This is a genomic window from Rhodococcus sp. P4_F3_2 (assembly GCF_056401335.1).
Genome location: NZ_JBFUJN010000006.1, coordinates 21,610 through 38,156, shown reverse-complemented (window position 1 = coordinate 38,156; position 16,547 = coordinate 21,610). Strand labels below are relative to the sequence as shown.

At 61.2% G+C, this 16,547-nt stretch carries 18 protein-coding genes; 12 read left to right on the top strand and 6 right to left on the bottom strand.

Features of this window, described 5'->3' with window-relative positions:
• Positions 1–9: 9 nt before the first annotated feature.
• Together AC1DWA_RS08565 and AC1DWA_RS08560 are read left to right on the top strand one after the other, a co-directional pair.
• A complete protein-coding gene (locus AC1DWA_RS08565; protein WP_019744548.1) occupies positions 10–573 on the top strand; it encodes a mismatch-specific DNA-glycosylase in 564 nt (187 codons plus the stop codon).
• A gap of 53 nt (positions 574–626) precedes the next feature.
• Positions 627–977: a hypothetical protein gene (locus AC1DWA_RS08560; RefSeq protein ID WP_477916593.1), complete on the top strand. Its 351-nt coding sequence runs from the start codon at positions 627–629 to the stop codon at positions 975–977.
• Positions 978–1,037: 60 nt separating this feature from the next.
• Here AC1DWA_RS08560 and AC1DWA_RS08555 read toward each other — a convergent pair whose 3' ends face one another.
• Together AC1DWA_RS08555 and AC1DWA_RS08550 are read right to left on the bottom strand one after the other, a co-directional pair.
• Positions 1,038–2,735, bottom strand: coding sequence for a fumarate hydratase (locus AC1DWA_RS08555; protein WP_003945198.1), 1,698 nt, complete (start codon positions 2,733–2,735; stop codon positions 1,038–1,040).
• 114 nt (positions 2,736–2,849) lie between these two features.
• The gene (locus AC1DWA_RS08550) at positions 2,850–3,971 is read right to left on the bottom strand and encodes a winged helix DNA-binding domain-containing protein (protein ID WP_477846205.1); all 1,122 of its coding nucleotides are present in this window, start codon (positions 3,969–3,971) and stop codon (positions 2,850–2,852) included.
• Positions 3,972–4,244: 273 nt separating this feature from the next.
• On the opposite strand from AC1DWA_RS08550, the gene AC1DWA_RS08545 reads away from it, so the two are divergent.
• The 8 genes from AC1DWA_RS08545 (at position 4,245) to AC1DWA_RS08510 (ending at position 11,591) form a co-directional block, all read left to right on the top strand.
• Positions 4,245–4,370, top strand: a complete 126-nt coding sequence (locus AC1DWA_RS08545; protein WP_019744544.1) for a hypothetical protein — start codon at positions 4,245–4,247, stop codon at positions 4,368–4,370.
• A 315-nt stretch (positions 4,371–4,685) separates the two neighbouring features.
• Entirely contained in the window at positions 4,686–5,690 is a 1,005-nt protein-coding gene (locus AC1DWA_RS08540) for an alpha/beta hydrolase (protein ID WP_060939504.1), read from the top strand.
• Complete coding sequence (locus tag AC1DWA_RS08535; protein ID WP_244891481.1) at positions 5,687–6,673, top strand: alpha/beta hydrolase; 987 nt, start codon at positions 5,687–5,689, stop codon at positions 6,671–6,673. Before AC1DWA_RS08540 ends, AC1DWA_RS08535 begins: the two co-directional genes overlap by 4 nt.
• Positions 6,674–6,758: 85 nt before the next feature.
• On the top strand, positions 6,759–7,238 hold the full coding sequence (locus AC1DWA_RS08530) for a VOC family protein (RefSeq protein WP_007726307.1): 480 nt from the start codon (positions 6,759–6,761) through the stop codon (positions 7,236–7,238).
• Between the two features lie 110 nt (positions 7,239–7,348).
• The gene (locus AC1DWA_RS08525; protein ID WP_477846204.1) at positions 7,349–8,311 is read left to right on the top strand and encodes an ABC transporter substrate-binding protein; all 963 of its coding nucleotides are present in this window, start codon (positions 7,349–7,351) and stop codon (positions 8,309–8,311) included.
• Positions 8,312–8,479: 168 nt separating this feature from the next.
• Entirely contained in the window at positions 8,480–9,178 is a 699-nt protein-coding gene (locus tag AC1DWA_RS08520) for a CPBP family intramembrane glutamic endopeptidase (protein ID WP_020908494.1), read from the top strand.
• A 69-nt stretch (positions 9,179–9,247) separates the two neighbouring features.
• Positions 9,248–10,648: an amidohydrolase family protein gene (locus AC1DWA_RS08515; RefSeq protein WP_283383884.1), complete on the top strand. Its 1,401-nt coding sequence runs from the start codon at positions 9,248–9,250 to the stop codon at positions 10,646–10,648.
• Position 10,649: 1 nt separating this feature from the next.
• Complete coding sequence (locus tag AC1DWA_RS08510) at positions 10,650–11,591, top strand: antibiotic biosynthesis monooxygenase (protein WP_020970233.1); 942 nt, start codon at positions 10,650–10,652, stop codon at positions 11,589–11,591.
• Here the strand turns inward: AC1DWA_RS08510 and AC1DWA_RS08505 are convergent.
• Positions 11,579–11,809, bottom strand: coding sequence for a PLD nuclease N-terminal domain-containing protein (locus AC1DWA_RS08505; RefSeq protein ID WP_029255832.1), 231 nt, complete (start codon positions 11,807–11,809; stop codon positions 11,579–11,581). The two genes, AC1DWA_RS08510 and AC1DWA_RS08505, sit on opposite strands and share 13 nt — an antisense overlap.
• Positions 11,810–12,609: 800 nt before the next feature.
• Between AC1DWA_RS08505 and AC1DWA_RS08500 the strand changes: the two genes are divergently transcribed.
• Entirely contained in the window at positions 12,610–13,392 is a 783-nt protein-coding gene (locus AC1DWA_RS08500; RefSeq protein WP_019744534.1) for a DUF1906 domain-containing protein, read from the top strand.
• On the opposite strand, the gene AC1DWA_RS08495 is transcribed toward AC1DWA_RS08500, so the two are convergent.
• Positions 13,379–13,879 carry a nuclear transport factor 2 family protein gene (locus tag AC1DWA_RS08495; RefSeq protein ID WP_317558823.1) on the bottom strand — a complete coding sequence of 167 codons (501 nt, stop codon included), beginning with the start codon at positions 13,877–13,879 and terminating at the stop codon, positions 13,379–13,381. The two genes, AC1DWA_RS08500 and AC1DWA_RS08495, sit on opposite strands and share 14 nt — an antisense overlap.
• A 235-nt stretch (positions 13,880–14,114) precedes the next feature.
• On the bottom strand, positions 14,115–15,560 hold the full coding sequence (locus tag AC1DWA_RS08490) for an MFS transporter (protein ID WP_019744532.1): 1,446 nt from the start codon (positions 15,558–15,560) through the stop codon (positions 14,115–14,117).
• Between the two features lie 80 nt (positions 15,561–15,640).
• Here AC1DWA_RS08490 and AC1DWA_RS08485 point away from each other — a divergent pair, with 80 nt between their 5' ends.
• The gene (locus tag AC1DWA_RS08485; RefSeq protein ID WP_024487315.1) at positions 15,641–16,105 is read left to right on the top strand and encodes a MarR family winged helix-turn-helix transcriptional regulator; all 465 of its coding nucleotides are present in this window, start codon (positions 15,641–15,643) and stop codon (positions 16,103–16,105) included.
• On the opposite strand, the gene AC1DWA_RS08480 is transcribed toward AC1DWA_RS08485, so the two are convergent.
• A complete protein-coding gene (locus AC1DWA_RS08480; RefSeq protein ID WP_021332779.1) occupies positions 16,096–16,497 on the bottom strand; it encodes a hypothetical protein in 402 nt (133 codons plus the stop codon). The genes AC1DWA_RS08485 and AC1DWA_RS08480 overlap by 10 nt on opposite strands.
• Positions 16,498–16,547 lie beyond the last annotated feature (50 nt).

Genomic DNA, 16,547 nt, shown 5'->3' with positions numbered 1-16,547 from the left:
ACTGGCAGCATGGGATTCACGCGCGCCGAACTGGAATCGTTCCGAGACGCCGAGATCGAGGATCTGATCGGGCCGAATTGTCGTCTGTTGTTCGTCGGTATCAATCCGGGACTGTGGACGGCGGCGACCGGCGCGCATTTCGCCAGGCCGGGTAATCGGTTCTACCCGGCACTGCTGAGGGCAGGCATCATCGAGCGTCCGATCGATCCTTCCGCGGGTATGTCGGACGCCGATACGCAGCACCTGATCGATCGCGGCGTCGGTATCACCAATCTCGCCGTTCGCGCGACGGCCAGAGCCGACGAGTTGAATGCAGAGGAACTTGCCGCCGGAGGAGTGCGGGTGCGGGCAGTCGTGCGTTCGACCAAACCGAAAGTGGTTGCCTTCGCCGGAATCACCGCCTATCGCACTGCTTTCGCTGACAAACGAGCCAAAGCGGGGCGGCAAGATCAGCCTTTCGAAGATGCTGCTCTGTGGATCGTGCCCAATCCCAGTGGGCTGAACGCACACGAGACGGTGGATACGTTGGCCGCCAAATACCGTTCTGCTGCAGCCGAAGCCGGGATATTCTGACAGGAACTCTCAGTTCCGTTCGCCTGGAACGAAGTACGGGATAGAGTGATCGTATGTCTGTTCTTTACAACATCTTTGTAGTGATTCACCTACTCGGTATGGCTGCCCTGGTCGGTAGCTACTTCACCGTCCTCAAGGCTCCTTCGATCACCGAGGTCATGGTGTGGGGTGCCAGGATGCAGTTCGTGTCCGGCCTGATCRTCGTCGGCTTGGGCGAAGGCGCGCTGGACAAGAACTACATTCACGCGAAAATCGCTGTGAAGCTGGTGCTTTCGCTGGTGATCGTGGCGCTGGCCGAGATCACCCGGGCGAAGCAGAAGAAGGGGCAACCCAATCCGAATCTGGTGCACGTCGTCGGCGGGTTGTCGATCGTAACCGTATTCGTGGCCGCGCTCTGGACCTGACAAAGACACAAAAGAGCCCCGGCGATCGAAACTCGCCGGGGCTCTTTGCTGTTGACGCGTCTACAGGCCCGGACGCTTGCCGATCGTCAGGGTCACTTCACCGGTGTGGGCGAAGAAGTCGTTGCCCTTGTCGTCGACGACGATGAACGCGGGGAAGTCCTCGACGTCGATCTTCCAGACGGCTTCCATACCCAGTTCGGCGTACTCGAGGATGTCGACCTTCTTGATGCAGTCGAGTGCCAGACGAGCCGCCGGTCCACCGATCGATCCGAGGTAGAAACCTCCGTGGGTGTTGCAGGCGTCGGTAACCTGCTTGGAACGGTTTCCCTTGGCCAGCATGATCATCGAGCCACCGGCGGCCTGGAACTGCTCGACGTACGAGTCCATACGGCCGGCCGTGGTCGGGCCGAACGAACCGGACGCCATACCGTCGGGCGTCTTGGCTGGGCCGGCGTAGTACACCGGGTGATCCTTGAGGTACTGCGGCATCTCTTCACCTGCGTCGAGACGCTCTTTGATCTTGGCGTGTGCGATGTCGCGTGCCACGACGAGCGGACCGGTGAGCGACAGACGCGTCTTCACCGGGTGCTTGGACAGCTCGGCGAGGATCTCGGCCATGGGCTTGGTGAGGTCGATCTTGACCGCAGCACCCTTGCCGGTACCCGAAATGCCATCGGTCTCTTCGTCGAGCTGAGCGTCCGTGACCTCGGGCAGGAAACGGCCCGGGTTGAATTCGAGCTGTTCCAGGAACACGCCCTCCGGCGTGATTTTGGCCTTCGCCTGTCGATCGGCCGAGCACGACACCGCAATGGCGACGGGCAATGAAGCGCCGTGGCGGGGGAGTCGAACGACGCGGACGTCGTGGCAGAAGTACTTACCGCCGAACTGTGCGCCGATGCCGATCTTCTGCGTGAGCTCGAAGACCTTCTTCTCGAGTTCGTGATCGCGGAAGCCGCGGCCCGTGATGGCGCCTTCGGTGGGGAGCTCGTCGAGGTAGTGCGCGGACGCGTACTTGGCTGTCTTCATCGCGAACTCGGCCGACGTGCCGCCGACGACGATTGCAAGGTGGTACGGCGGGCAGGCAGCGGTACCGAGCGAGCGGATCTTTGCCTCGAGGAACTGCATCATCGAGTCGGGGTTCAGGATCGCTTTGGTTTCCTGGTACAGGTAGGACTTGTTGGCGCTGCCGCCGCCCTTGGCCATGAAGAGGAACTTGTACGAGTTCTCATGTCCGGCAGCAGTATCGGCGTACAGCTCGATCTGCGCGGGCAAGTTATTGCCAGTGTTCTTCTCGTCCCACATCGTGATGGGGGCGTTCTGCGAGTAGCGCAGGTTCAGACGCGTGTATGCGTCGTAGACACCGCGGGCAATGGACTTCTCGTCGTCGCCGGGGGTGAGTACGTGCTGTCCACGCTTGCCCATGACGATGGCGGTTCCGGTGTCCTGGCACATCGGCAGAACGCCGGCAGCGGCGATATTGGCGTTCTTGAGCAGGTCGAGCGCGACGAACTTGTCGTTGTTCGACGCTTCGGGATCGTCGAGGATGCTCGCGAGCTGCGTCAGGTGATCCGTGCGCAGGTAATGAGAGATGTCGTGCAGCGCCGTTTCGGTCAGCAAGCGCATCGCTTCCGGCTCGACCTGCAGGAAGGTGCGGCCGTCCGGTCCCTCGACTGTCGACACCCCTTCGGTGGTGAGCAATCGGTACTCGGTGGTGTCATCACCGATCGGCAACAGGTCCTCATAGAGGAAGTCGGCCATCATCTCTCCTGAACAAGGGTGCGTGCGAAGGTCGCATTCAGGTTATCGTTGGGGGTTTCCTTCTCCGAATCGGGGCGGGTGTGAGCTGGAATTATCCGGATGCCACTGGCTCGATCAAGATACTTCGACCAGTTCGGAGAGCTCGACGCCGCGAAATTCGGCAAGTATTTCGGCCTGCTCGGCCACTGCTGCACGGGCCGATCGTGACCACGTTCCCCACGGGGTGATCGCGACCTTCAGCTTCTTTCCGGACGCCCGCGGTCGCCACAGTCCGGTGATCGTGCCGCCGACCACCACCGTGCCCGGTCGCCCGAGGGTCGGCCACACCGTCTTCTGGGCGGCCGGATCGGGCACCAGGGTCTCCCGATCCTTGAGCTGTACATACGGATCGAAAGGCCCGAGCAAGCGCGTACTCGAATCGGAGGGGGAGCCGAGCAAGTCTTCGCGGTCTTGTTCGAGAATCCACCGCTTCTCGCCGTTCACCTCGATCTCCCCGGCATCGACGGGCCAGTGGGCTTTGACGTCCTTGACCGGGGCATCGAGAAACGACGCGACGTGAGCAGGAGTGGCGGGGCCGTAGAAGCGCAGATACCCGCGAATCACGTCGAAGCGGGGATCGGCGTCTGAACCTGAGGCTGTGTACGGGCGTCGGCGCCAACCCGGAATGCGTTCGAGCACTGGGGGAGATGTGCCCGGCTGTAGCTCGAGGCCTGCCTGAAGTGCCGCGAGCCGGAACGGCATCTCGTACAGATGAGTGGCGTTGCACGGGCGGCAGAATCTCAGAAAGGGCTCGGTGACCCGCGTGGTCAATTGCGCGGACATCTCGCCCTTGACGGTTGGTTTCGAGACGATGTCCCGCATCGCAGTAGCAACTGTTTGCAGGGCACTCAGCGTCGGGATGCCAGCGGCCTTCAGGGGCCGATTCGCGTCGTAAATGCGCTTGGCTGCATCAGCCTCGCTGAACGGCGACGTGGCGACGGCGATGGCAGGCAGGTCGCCCCGACGGTAATAGTGGGGAGCGCCGCGCAACGTCCAGGCAAGAGCGAGCTCAGTGACGTCGCCGCGGAGGCCGCGGATCCGCAGGGCCCAGGCGGCTCCGTCAGGTCCGGTGTTCTGAATCCCGAGATCGAGAATGCTGCAATCGCTGTGATCGGCGTCACCGGCAGCCGCTCGGTCGAGTTGATGGCGGTGCCACCGGAAATTAGCTACTTGCGTGAGTGAGGTTGCGCTAGACATGATTTCAGTTTACTGGTGGGTAACCGCAGGATTTGGGGCAGTTGATCAATGCGACGACAGAATCGGTGAAATTCGACCGATTGTCCGGAATTTTTTCAGTAGCAGACCTTATTAGTCGAAATAATGACCCCATTGTCGGAATCCTTTGCCAACTGGTCGTTCGTATGATTACGTGTTACCCACGTCACGGATACATTACAGATGTGACGCAGCTGTCACAGCACTGTCGGGTGCTTTTCGGCAGCTGACCTCTGACCTCTCAAGGAGATTCACATGGGTTCAATGGAAGGAATTCTCGGCGCTGTTGTTCAGGGCCTGGGATCACTGTTCAGCGCTGACGGTCTGCTCAAGACCTTCATGGGATCGGTAGAGACCATCTCCAAAGACCCCACCCCCTAATTCAGCGCGACTTTGCCACGCCCGCTCCGGGTGTAGTTACTTCAATTTCGACAAACTGCAGGAGGAAACTCATGGGATCTCTCGGTGAAGCCATCGGAAGCGTCAACAACCTCGGTCAGCGTCTCGTCGACGCACTGACCACGCTCAGCGGCGGCACGGTTACGCCCAAGTAAGCGTCGTCTGACGAGAAAGGCTCACGCACTCGGTGCGTGAGCCTTTCCGTGTCGACCGGATCGAGTTTTTCCGATCACGTCGGGTTTGCCTCTTTCAGCCGGTACCGTTCGAAAGGTTCCGCTGCCGAAGAGAGTGACCCGGATGATCGAGACTCGTGCTTTGCGAACGGTTTTCCGCGTCTTCGTGGCGTTGGCCACGGCAGTATGTGGGCTCCAGCTCCTCACGGCACCGGGTCACGCTCAGTCGGTGGACAGCAGGCTGGTCGACATCTCGGTGTACTCACCGTCGATGGGGCGCGACATTCCGTTGCAGGTCTTGCGGCCGGCTGATACCTCCACGCCCGCTCCGACGCTCTACCTACTCAATGGAGTGGACGGAGGAAAAGACGACGCGACGTGGTCGGTGCGGACTGATGCACCGAAGTTCTTCGCGGACAAGCACGTCAACGTGGTCACCCCTCTCGGTGGAGCATTCAGCTACTACACCGATTGGGAGCGGCCGGACCCCGGCCTCGCGAAATCCGGCAACAACAACGGGGTCAACATGTGGACCACGTTCCTGACGGAAGAACTACCGCCAGTCATTGATTCGACGTTCGGGACGACCGGCGAGAACGCACTTGCCGGCTTGTCGATGGCAGGCACGTCGGTACTGGATCTGGCTATGGCGGCGCCCGCGCTGTACAACAGTGTCGGGTCCTTCAGCGGGTGTGCGATGACGAGTCCAGGCATCGGTCAGGACTTCGTGAAACTCGTGGTCGCAGTGGGTGGTGGCAACGCGGAGAACATGTGGGGTCCGTACGATGGCCCGGGTTGGCCGGCTCACGATCCGGTTGTCAACGCGGACAAGCTACCTCGAATCCCGATGTACATCACTACCGCAACCGGGATTCCGGGTCCGTACGACACGCTTGCCGATCCACGGATCGACAACGACGTCAGAGATTTGGCGTTGCAGCTTGTACTCGGTGGCGGAATCGAGGCGGCAACTCACTACTGCACCACCCAGCTTGCGGACAGGACGAACGCATTGGGTATGAACAACATTCGCTACAACTTCAAGCCGGCAGGAACGCATTCATGGGGATACTGGGAAGACGACTTACACGACTCGTGGCCGATGATCGCCGCGTCGCTCGGCGTGTGAGGCCCCATCGAGCAAGCCTTCGAAGCGTCGTTCTCGTCGGCGCGCTCGCCTTGATTTCACTACTTGCGTTGCCCTCGACCGCGCTCGCCGACGAGACCCCGAAGATAACAAGTGTCACCGAACTGTCTTCGCGCTTGGTTCTTCTCGACGTCGCGAGTCCCGCCATGGGGCGCACCATGCAGGTGAAAGTACTGCTTCCTGCCGACCGCTCGGAACCGCGCGGGACGCTGTATCTCCTGGACGGCAATTCCGGGCAGATCGAAGAGAACAACTGGCTGGCTCCGGCTAACGGCGATATCGTCCCGTTCTTTGCCGACAAGAACGTGAACGTCGTACTCCCCATCGGTGGAACCGGCACCATGTACACCGATTGGCAGGAAGACCACCCGAAATTCGGTCGTCTGAAATGGGAGACGTTCCTCACGAAAGAGCTTCCCCCACTGATCGACACGAGATTCGCAACGAACGGGCACAACGCAATCGGCGGGATCTCGATGGGCGCAGAGGCCGCGCTGATCCTGGCCCAACGCTCGGCCGGGTTGTACGACGCGGTCGCGGGCTACAGCGGCTGCTACACAACCGTCGGAGGATTCGGCAAGGCGTTGACCGATCTTGTGGTCATCAACGGAAATGCCCGTTCGGAGCAGATGTGGGGTCCGGCCGGCAGTGAGGCTTGGCAAGAGCACGACATTTTCGCCAATGCCGACAAGCTGCGCGGCACCAAGGTGTATCTCGCCTCGGGATCGGGACTACCAGGCCCGCACGAAACTCTCGATACTCCTGCCCTGGGCCGGGTACTGGTCGTTGGCGGGGTCATGGAACTGGGATCGAACCTGTGCACCGACCAGATCACGCAGGTGTTGCGCGATCGCGGAGTCGATGTCACCCGCAGCGCTCAACCGGTGGGGACGCACGGTTGGCCGTACTGGCGCGACGAACTCGTTCGCTCCTGGCCGATGCTCGACTCTGCGTTGTCGGCTTGAGTAATTCCTTGCGATGAGTTTCCGCTTCGGGCCGGGTCTATAACCCTGTACACCTGATTCGTAACCTCATCGACAAGGACAGAACATGCCTTCCATCACTCCCTGTTTGTGGTTCGACAACCAAGCAGAAGAAGCAGCGAACTTCTACATCTCGGTGTTCGGTTCCGGGCAGATCCTGGGAATCGAAAGATACGTCGAGGGATCGCCTTCCGGAATGCCGGCGGGATCGGTGATGACCGTCAGCTTCGAGCTCGGCGGTCAGCGATTCACCGGATTGAACGGCGGACCGATGTTCACGTTCTCGGAAGCAGTGTCGTTCGAGATTCCGTGCGTCGATCAGGCTGAGGTCGATCACTACTGGTCCAGGCTGACCGAAGGTGGGGAAGAGGGCCCGTGCGGATGGGCCAAGGACAAGTTCGGATTGTCCTGGCAGGTAGTCCCGAATCGTCTTCTCGAACTGATGAAGGATCCGGATCGGGCCAAGGCACAACGCGCCACGGACGCGATGATGAAGATGAAGAAGATCGACATCGCGGAGCTCGAACGGGCCGCAGACGCGTCCTGAACACGATCTGGCCGATGGGCGACAGCCTTCGTTAGCTGATGCTAGCCTTCCCTAATTCTCGCTGGAGCGTTGGAGGAGTGCTGGTAACCATGCGAATCAAAGTCTCTCGAATGAAGATTGCAGTCACCGCCTTGGCGGCCTCGCTCGCCGTCGCCGGGCTTGCCGGCTGCAGCAGCGACAGCGCTGACGCACCCGCGGAGGCGGGAGCAACCGTCTCGACCATGTTCGGCGACGTCGAGGTCCCGGCCAACCCGCAGCGCGTCGTCGCGCTCGGTTGGTCGGACGCCGAGACGGCACTTGCCCTCGGAACACAGCCGGTCGGTGTCGCGGACTGGATGGCGTTCGGTGGCAAGGGTGTCGGACCCTGGATTGCGGACGAGTTCACCACGGACCCGAAGATCCTCGGAACCATGGACCTGAGCATCGAGGACGTCATTGCTCTCGACCCGGACCTGATTTTGTGGACGAGAAGCGACAACACGCAGGCCACCTACGACAAGCTCAGCGCCATCGCGCCGACGGTCGGGCCGCCCCCGGGTCTGGCCACTGCGTACGGGACGACGGTCGAGCAGCAGACCGAACTCGTCGCGAAGGCTCTCGGCAAGGAAGCAGAAGGAAAGGCGCTACTGTCCGGCCTCGACGCCAAGTTCGACGCTGCAATTGCCGCCAATCCGAGTTTTGCGGGTAAGACAGCTGCAGTCGGCGCCTACAGTACCGACGGTTACGGCGCGTACGTACCCGGCGACGCACGCGCAGACTTCATGACCCGCCTCGGCTTCACGATCCCGACGGCGATCACCGAAAAAGCCACCGGAAACTTCTACATCCCGGTCGCCAACGAGAACCTGAACCTGTTCGACGCGGATCTCACGGTGCTGTTTCCGATCTTCCTCGACAGCAGTGCGTTTGCGAACGATCCGCTACTGCGCGCAATCCCGTCGGCTCAGGAGGGACATCTGTTGATCCTCGATGACCCGGCACTCGTCAATGCGTTCTCGAGTGGCTCGGTACCGGGGTTGACCTACGCAATCGACAACGCCGTTCCGAAGTTTGCGAGCACGCTCGGCGCCTGATCAGAGGTGTTTCGGGACCTGCCCGTCACTGTGAGCGTGTTCGCAAACAGTGGCGGGCAGTTCTCGTGCGTCAGTACACTGGAAAAAGTGAACTTTCAGCTAACGAGCGGCGGCCCAGTGGAGATCGCTCCAGTGGAGATCGAAGCGACCGCTCCTCGTTTTCCGCGGATGCATGCATACGTGGATATCGCTGTTGTGATCGTGGTGCTGGTGGGAACCAATCTGATCGCGCATTTCACCACCGCCTGGGCAAGCATCGCGACGGTACCCATCTCTGCTCTCGTCCTGTTGGCGCTCACCAAGCGCCGGGGAATGGGTTGGGCGGAATTGGGGCTGTCCCCTCGTGACCTGCGGCGAGGTTCGAAGTACGCGCTTGCTGCCGTCGGCCTGGTCCTGACCGTAGTCGCCGTCGGCGCGTTGCTTCCGCTTACACGCCCCTTCTTCATGGCGGATCGCTACGCCACAATTTCCGGCGCGATCATCGCGTCGATGATCGTGATCCCGCTGCAGACCGTCATTCCCGAAGAGTTGGCTTTCCGTGGCGTCCTGCACGGCACGTTGAACCGGGTCAGTGGATTCCGCGGCGTCGCCGCTGCCGGTTCTCTGATGTTCGGACTGTGGCACATCGCGTCATCGATGGGTTTGACCAGTGGTAACGAAGGGCTGTCCGGCTTTCTCGGTACCGGAGTGGTCGGCCAGGTCGCCGGCATCCTCGGAGCTGTTCTCGCCACCGCTGCGGCCGGTCTCGTATTCACCTGGCTTCGTCATCGCAGCGGCAGCCTGATTGCGCCGATTGCTCTGCATTGGTCGTTGAATGGTGCAGGTGCACTGGCTGCGGCTCTTGTTTGGCATGCAACTCTTGCTTGATCCCAATATCTGACAAAAAGGACAGCATTCGCCGCGCGGCGCCGGGTAGTTTTGTGCTTTGCTCAGTAAGTGACGCACCTTCATCGAGGCCATGTCTTCCACATTTCCGGTCGTCCGACGGTTGAGGATGCGGCGCAGTCGCTCGTCTCGATCCCCGACGGCGTCTTGGCGATCGACGATGCCGGAACGATCGTCTACTGCGGAGAATTCGAATTGCTCCCCGGAGACCTCGCGGGCGGCGAAATTCACGATCATCGACCGGGTTTCCTGCTGCCCGGATTCGTCGATGCCCACATTCATTTCCCTCAGACCTACGCCGGCGATGCGTACGGCGGCGGCCAACTCCTCGAGTGGCTCGACCTGTGCGTCTTTCCCTCCGAATCGAGATTCGCTGATCCGGAGTTCGCCCAGCACGCTGCCGAGGCCTTCTGCGCTCGCCGAATCGCCACGGGAACCACGGCCGCGATGGTGTTCGGATCGGCCTTCCCGCATGCACAGGACGCGTTGTTCTCGGAAACTCTGAAACGCGGCCTTCGAGTGGTCAGCGGCCGCGGGATTCAGACCACCGGCCCGGCCTCCGCTGCCGCGCTGATCACCTCGGAAGAGGACGCGATCAGACTCACCCGCGAGGAGATCGACAAGTGGCACGCGGCCGACACCGGCGACGTGAACACCGCACTCATTCACGTTGCAGTGGTTCCCCGCTTCTCCCTCGCGGTGACAACACGGACGCTGAAAGACTTGGGGGAGCTGTACGACTCCGTCCGTGACAGGGGCGTCTACTTCCACAGTCACCTCAATGAGAACAATCGGCCGGGAACCGGCGAGGTCGCAACCACACTTGCCGAGTACGAGGTCAAGACCTATCTCGACACGTACGACGGCAAGTTCCTCCCCGGCTCACAGGTCGGCGGAAAGAGCTTTCTGGGTCCGCGCGCGATACTCGCGCACTCGGTGCACTGCCAGGACTCCGAACTCGCACGAATGGCCGAGACCGGAACCTCGATCGCACATTGCCCGACGTCCCAGCAGTTTCTCGGCTCAGGCACCATGCCGTGGAAGCGAACCGTTGCGTCAGGGGTCAACATCGCGATCGGATCGGACTTCGGCGGCGGCGACGAGTGCCTGCTCACCCGAGTCCTCGGCGACGCCTTCAAGGTTCATATCTCCGAAGCCGGCGACGACGGAGTGTCGATGCACCCCGCCGAACTGCTGTTCACCGGAACACTCGCCGGTGCTCGCGCGCTGGACATGGAGAACCGGATCGGCAACTTCGACGAGGGCAAAGAGGCCGACTTCCTGGTGATCGATCCCTCCGGGTGGCCGCCGCTCGCCGGGCTCGTCAACCACGGAACGCGTTCGGATGATCCGATACTCGCCCGCGACCAGACGCTCTTCGGCCTCCTGATGGCGATGCGCGAGCCCGCGATTGCGCACGTATACGTGCAAGGGCGCCGGGTGTCGGGCTGACGTGTCCGCAACCGCCATCACCGGGTATCACCGAACGAGTTCGGGATTCCGGGCGTGGGTCGAGCGTGCGGCCGAGACCGCCGGTCGATTCGACGGCTACCTGAGCTGTGGCATCAGTGATCAACCGGAACCGGTGTCGCACGGCATGTCTGTCACATTCGACAGTGCCGACGATCTTCACCGTTGGCTGGAGTCGAGTGATCGCCGCGATCTCGAAAGAGCTGCTGCGGCAACGGGAATTCTGGCACAGACGAGTGATCTGGTCCTCGTCGACGGAGTTCTGCCGCCGCCCGGTATCGGCGTGTACGACCACGTCGTCGTCGTGGGTAAGGAGAACGAGTTTCTGCGAACGCAACGCCATCTCATCGATCTCAGTTCGCGATTTTCCGGCTACGAGTCGGTGATGTTGTTGCGGTCGGTCACCGACTCCACCCAGTGGAAGTCCGTCCTTCGGTTTCGGACCGAGCAGCAATTGGCGGAGTGGATGGCGTCGCCCGAAAGGGCCGCGGCACTGCCGAAACTGCGAGCCGAGTTGGCCGAGGACTTCACCGAGACCACGCGGTCGACACCGTTCGGTACGATTCTGCGCACGGAAAACGGGCAGACCCGTGCGACGCCGAATTGGAAAACGGCGATGATCATCCTGCTCGTTCTCTATCCGACAGTGATGACGCTGTCACGATTTCTCGGTCCGCTGCTCGACGGGATCGGAGCGCCGCCGTGGCTGTCGATGTGGTTGAGCCAGATAGTCAGCGTCGGCGCCATGACGTGGTTCCTGATGCCGACGGTCACCAGGTGGTTCCGCCACTGGCTCGACCCGGTCGACGGCGCCGTTCCCCGCACCAACTGGCGCGGTGTCGCAGCGGTAATTGCGGTGTACGTCGTGACTCTGACGCTCTTCGCCTCCGTGAAGTGGCTGCAGTTCTGGGACTACTTCGACTGAATCCGGCCTCGGCGGAAGTAGGTGAGCGGCCCGAAGAAGTTGACGAAGATGATCGCCGCCCACTTCTTCTTGCTGCCGTTGACCGTATCGGCAGGGCGTCGCGCCAGGTCTGTCCACGCGGCGATCGCCAACAGGGACTGAATCGTTGCGAGCAGGGCGGCGACGCGGCGCTGCGCGGGTGACAGCTCACTCCAGGATTTCTTTTTTGTGAGGTTCATGAACTCCACTGTGCCCTCGAACGTCCGATTGGTGTCGAGATAGGGCTGCTATCGGTGCCTGGAGTTCCGCAAATCGGTGTGAATAGCGTCACCATGATGACCGCTAGGTACGGTCCCGCGGTCAGTCGGGATGGTCGTTTTCGGCGTAAAGATCTCGCTAACTCGAACTGTGGCTGAATGTTTGCGCCCGGACTAAGCTCGCGTGGCCACATTGCCGCGGGGGATTTGGCCAATCTGCTGGTACGCGCTCTAGCGGGAGCAACGCCCCCTCTGTTAAGTAAGGCTTGCCAATCTTGTGGTCCGCCTACAGGTTTGATGCTGCGAGATAGCTGTTATCGGGAACGATGTTCGGAATACGTCAATAAATCGTCCGGAGGTGACAGTTTGATCACTGCCGGTGGGCGTCACCTGTGTGTATGTCCGTGTCCCGAAGGGGTCGAAATGTAACGTCCCGGACACATTTGGTGTCGCGGAAGTAACGGAAGACCTCTACTCTTATCGCCAGCAGCCACTCACGTGGCGGCAATCCTCTGGACCGTATCTTCGACAGGAGCACATCGCATGAGCAGCGCAGAATTCTCGGATGCCTTCACCTTCCTCAACGACTTCTTCCGAAGACGATGTCTTCGGGGGCCACTGTTGTCTGTCTGACTATCTGTCTAGCGTCCAATTTGGTGACAATGTGAGCATTGTTGGCCAAGTGCATGGCGGGGTTGATGTGACTGTGGTGGAATGCGAGCGAAAGAAGATAGCTTGCCTGCCCGCCACTTCCAGCGGGACACGCCGATGATCGGAGCTTTGTGCACGTCTCGCGAAGAAACCTCTTCAAGTACGCAGCGGCTGGATCGGCAGCTGCCGGACTCGCTGCATTGAGCGGTACGACGTCGGTGGCCAATGCCGGTTCGCTGGGGACCCTGCTCGATTACGCCGCCGGTGTGCCGTCCGCTCAGGCAATCAAGGCCGCCGGGTATGCAGGCGCCATTCGATATGTCTCGGATAGGCGCCCGGGAGCCGATTGGATGGTCGGCAAGCCCGTACTGGCGCGGGAAACCGACGCGTTGACGGCGGCCGGACTCCAAGTCGTTTCCTGCTATCAATTCGGCAAGGGCGGAACGGCGGACTGGCGCGGGGCTCGCGAGGCAGGCAAGCGTCATGCTTCCCGTGGCCTCGAACTACACGCTGCGGCTGGTGGGCCGTCCGGTCGGCCGATTTACGCGTCGATCGACGACAACCCGACCAGTACCGAAATCACCACCCTGATCGCGCCGTACCTCGAGGGGTGGGCCTCGGTCGTCGGCAACGGAGCACTCGGTATCTACGGAAACACGCGCGTGATCGACGCAATGATCAGCGCCGGCATCGGAACCTGGTTCTGGCAGCACAATTGGGGTTCGCCCGCAGGATATGTGCACCCGAGGGCAAACCTGCACCAGTTCGAGATCGACAAGCGCAAGGTCGACGGCGTCGGAGTGGATCTGAACTCGATCCTCACTCGCGACTACGGGCAGTGGTCGTTGGCCGGCTCGGTCGGGCCGGCCCAACCGGTTGGTTCCTCGTTACCGACAGGATCTATCGCACCATAGCGCCGAATTTGGCGAGCCAGGCCTTGGCGTCATCGGGGAGGGTGCCCGCCGCTTCGGCGGCGAGGCACCATGCTTTTGCCATCGACAGGAAGTTCATCGGGTTGTAGGCGTCTTCTTCGCGAGACCACGATCCGTTGCCGGCGTAATGCAGGATCGTGATGTTGGCGGCTCCGTGCTTGGATCCGTCGCCCGGATCCTCCATCGGGTTGTCGATCTCGCACACGATCCATCCGCGCTGCTCGTCGACGACGAACCAGTTGGCCGGGAACTCGGTCATGCGGTGCCCCGGGAACTCCGTCATTGTGCGAGTGACCCACTTGCGTACAGCTTCTCGGCCATTGAGGGTTCCGAAAGCGTGTTCCACGTAGACGACGTCCTCGGTGAACATGTCCGCGAAGGCGTTCCAATCGCCGGAACGAGTGCACTCGACAACGGTGTTCTGGTACCCCGCGAAGGCGTCTTCGAGTTCGGTACGCGTCCAGGTCATGAAGGGCTCCTCGGTTTGTCGTCGCTTCAGATTAGAACACGTTGCAGAATTGATTGTCGGCGATTCGATGCAGAAGAGTTCTGCGGTACCGTCGTTGACGGGTCGGGGACCCATTATGTGAGAGGGCACCACGTGGAGATCATCATCAATTTCATCTACACACTTTTGTCGAAGTTGCAGACTGGCAGCATCGAAGGCTCTTCGGAGAAGTGAGTCCTCTGCCGGGTTGATTCCCTTACGTGACTTTCTGTTTGGGAATCAACCCGGCGAACACCATCGTCACAGCGGCGGCGGCGATGGAAATCAGGAACGTGGCACGAAACGCCTCGAACGAGGGGATCACTGCGGTGCCGACGGTGATGGTCATTCCGGCCAGAACGACGCTCACGATCGCGGCAGACGTCGACGTGCCGATCGATCGCATCAAGGAGTTCAGTCCGTTCGCGGCTGCAGATTCCGTGATGGGGACTGCTCCCATGATCAGGGCGGGCATGGCCGAGTAAGAGAGCCCGACGCCCGCGCCGATGAACATTCCGGCCACGGCGACCTGCCAGACGCTCGACACCGTGAAATATGCAAAGGCATAACCCAATCCGATGACGAGGGCGCCGAGCATCAGCGTGATTCGTGGGCCACGCCACGCCGAAATGCGAGCGGAGACGGGTGAGAGTGCCATCATGACGAGTCCACCGGGGGCCAGTGCGAGTCCCGCTGCGACCATGGACAGTCCGAGTCCGTAGCCGGTGGACGTCGGTGCCATGAGGAGTTGGGGCAGCGTCAAGGAATTGCCGTACATGGCAAAACCGACGGCGATCGAGGCGAAGTTGGTGAAGAGAACCTGAGGCCGGGCCGATACGCGGAGGTCTACCAGCGGTGCGCTGCGTCGAAGTTCCCACCATCCCCAGACGAGGAAACTGAGAGCGGAAACTGCCAGGAGGCCCAGGGTTTTCGGGTCGCCCCATCCCCAGGTTCCGCCTTTGGTGATGGGGAGTAACAGAGTGATCAGACCAACGGTGAGGCCGAACGCTCCGACGAAGTCGAAGCGTCCCGGGCGTCGTACCGTCGATTCGGGAATCACGAACGCAACCAGTGCGATGCAGATCAACCCGAACGCTGCCGAAGTGACGAAGAGGAAGTGCCAGTTGGCATTCTGAGCGATCACCGCAGCGATCGGCAGTCCGATCGCACCGCCGACGCCGAGGGTGGCGCTCATGACCGCCATAGCTCCGGCCACTTTCTTCGGTGGAAGAACATCACGAATGATTGCTATGCCCAATGGAATTGCCCCGACCGATGCTCCTTGAAGAGCGCGGCCGACAACGAGCACGATCAGTGAAGGTGCGATCGCACAGATGGCCGAGCCCAAAACGACCATCCCGAGACTGACGAGCAGCATTCGCTTCTTGCCGAACATGTCGCCGAGGCGCCCGCTGATCGGCGTGATCACCGCGGCGGCGAGGAGCGTTGCGGTGACCGCCCACGAGGTGTCGGCGGGAGTGGAGTTCAGCAGGTGAGGCAACTGCGGAATGATGGGGACTACCAGCGTCTGCATCAAGGCGACGACGATTCCGCACAGCCCGAGGACAGTGAGTACGGGACCAGAAGGGGCGTAGTTCGTGGCCGTGGTTTTCTTGTCCGGGGATTTCTCGTCGACGCTCGACGAATCTGCGTGAACGGACATTCGGCTCCCGCCATGGCGTGTTCGGTTTCGGTGCGTTCGCCCCAGTGTGCACGCTACACATCGTGTGTATTCTGCACAATATGAGTGTGGATCGGGAACCCGAACTGGTGAATATCGAGTACGAGTTGACCCTGCTCTCGCGCTATCACGCGCTCGCTCAACGGGCGGAACTTCATCTGGACCGGTCCGCGTATCTACTGCTCGGACGACTGGAATTGCAACAACCGATGAGCCTCAAGGAGCTCTCCTGTGCCTTCTCGCTCGACATCTCGACCATCAACCGGCAGATCGGCGCGCTGAGGCGTCAGGGCTTGGTGGAGCGAGTGGAGGATCCGGACGGTGGGCTGGCGCGAAAGGTTCGGCCGACGGTGCAGGGTCTGTCGAAACTTCGTGCAGATCGCGAACATTCGACGGCCGGCGTCGAAAAGGTCTTGCGTGAGTGGACGCCGGAGCAGCGCCTCGCGCTCGGTGACCTACTGCGGCAATTCAATACCTCGGTCGAGTCCTTGGAAGGCCGCGACTGGCCGCGACCGAATCAGGTCTGAGAGTGCGAGACGGACCGCAGCGATCGATCCGGATCGCTCGAATCCGATTCCGGCGCAATGACAACAAGTTTCGGATGTTCCTCAGGTGCTGCGTGATTTCCACGCCAGGAGAGTAGTGACCAGCGTGAGAGGCCGGACAGTGCCGACCCGAGGCTGGCGAACGAGCCCGAACTCAGCACCGACGCCGTAGACCCGATGCTTCCGATGGAGAGGAAAGAGCCGACGCTACCGATCGAGAGGATCGAATACGCCGATCCGATCGAGAGAATGGACCCCTCGGATCGGATGGACAGTATCGATCGACTCGACTTGTGAGACCGTATCGACTGGTCGTCTGGGCTCGATGCCTTGTCTGGACGGCCATGCGTGATGTCCACTCGTAGATGTCCCATCTATCGGGTCTATCACGGTGATCGGAGATGCAAAAGGGACCCGCCGAAAT

Excerpts from the sequence above, each read along its gene's own strand:
- AC1DWA_RS08565 (WP_019744548.1), top strand. The coding sequence starts at position 10 with ATGGGATTCACGCGCGCCGAACTGGAATCGTTCCGAGACGCCGAGATC.
- AC1DWA_RS08555 (WP_003945198.1), bottom strand. The coding sequence starts at position 2,735 with ATGGCCGACTTCCTCTATGAGGACCTGTTGCCGATCGGTGATGACACC.
- AC1DWA_RS08550 (WP_477846205.1), bottom strand. The coding sequence starts at position 3,971 with ATGTCTAGCGCAACCTCACTCACGCAAGTAGCTAATTTCCGGTGGCAC.
- AC1DWA_RS08545 (WP_019744544.1), top strand. The coding sequence starts at position 4,245 with ATGGGTTCAATGGAAGGAATTCTCGGCGCTGTTGTTCAGGGCCTGGGA.
- AC1DWA_RS08540 (WP_060939504.1), top strand. The coding sequence starts at position 4,686 with ATGATCGAGACTCGTGCTTTGCGAACGGTTTTCCGCGTCTTCGTGGCG.
- AC1DWA_RS08530 (WP_007726307.1), top strand. The coding sequence starts at position 6,759 with ATGCCTTCCATCACTCCCTGTTTGTGGTTCGACAACCAAGCAGAAGAA.
- AC1DWA_RS08525 (WP_477846204.1), top strand. The coding sequence starts at position 7,349 with ATGAAGATTGCAGTCACCGCCTTGGCGGCCTCGCTCGCCGTCGCCGGG.
- AC1DWA_RS08520 (WP_020908494.1), top strand. The coding sequence starts at position 8,480 with ATGCATGCATACGTGGATATCGCTGTTGTGATCGTGGTGCTGGTGGGA.
- AC1DWA_RS08505 (WP_029255832.1), bottom strand. The coding sequence starts at position 11,809 with ATGAACCTCACAAAAAAGAAATCCTGGAGTGAGCTGTCACCCGCGCAG.
- AC1DWA_RS08495 (WP_317558823.1), bottom strand. The coding sequence starts at position 13,879 with ATGACCTGGACGCGTACCGAACTCGAAGACGCCTTCGCGGGGTACCAG.
- AC1DWA_RS08490 (WP_019744532.1), bottom strand. The coding sequence starts at position 15,560 with ATGTCCGTTCACGCAGATTCGTCGAGCGTCGACGAGAAATCCCCGGAC.
- AC1DWA_RS08485 (WP_024487315.1), top strand. The coding sequence starts at position 15,641 with ATGAGTGTGGATCGGGAACCCGAACTGGTGAATATCGAGTACGAGTTG.
- AC1DWA_RS08480 (WP_021332779.1), bottom strand. The coding sequence starts at position 16,497 with ATGGGACATCTACGAGTGGACATCACGCATGGCCGTCCAGACAAGGCA.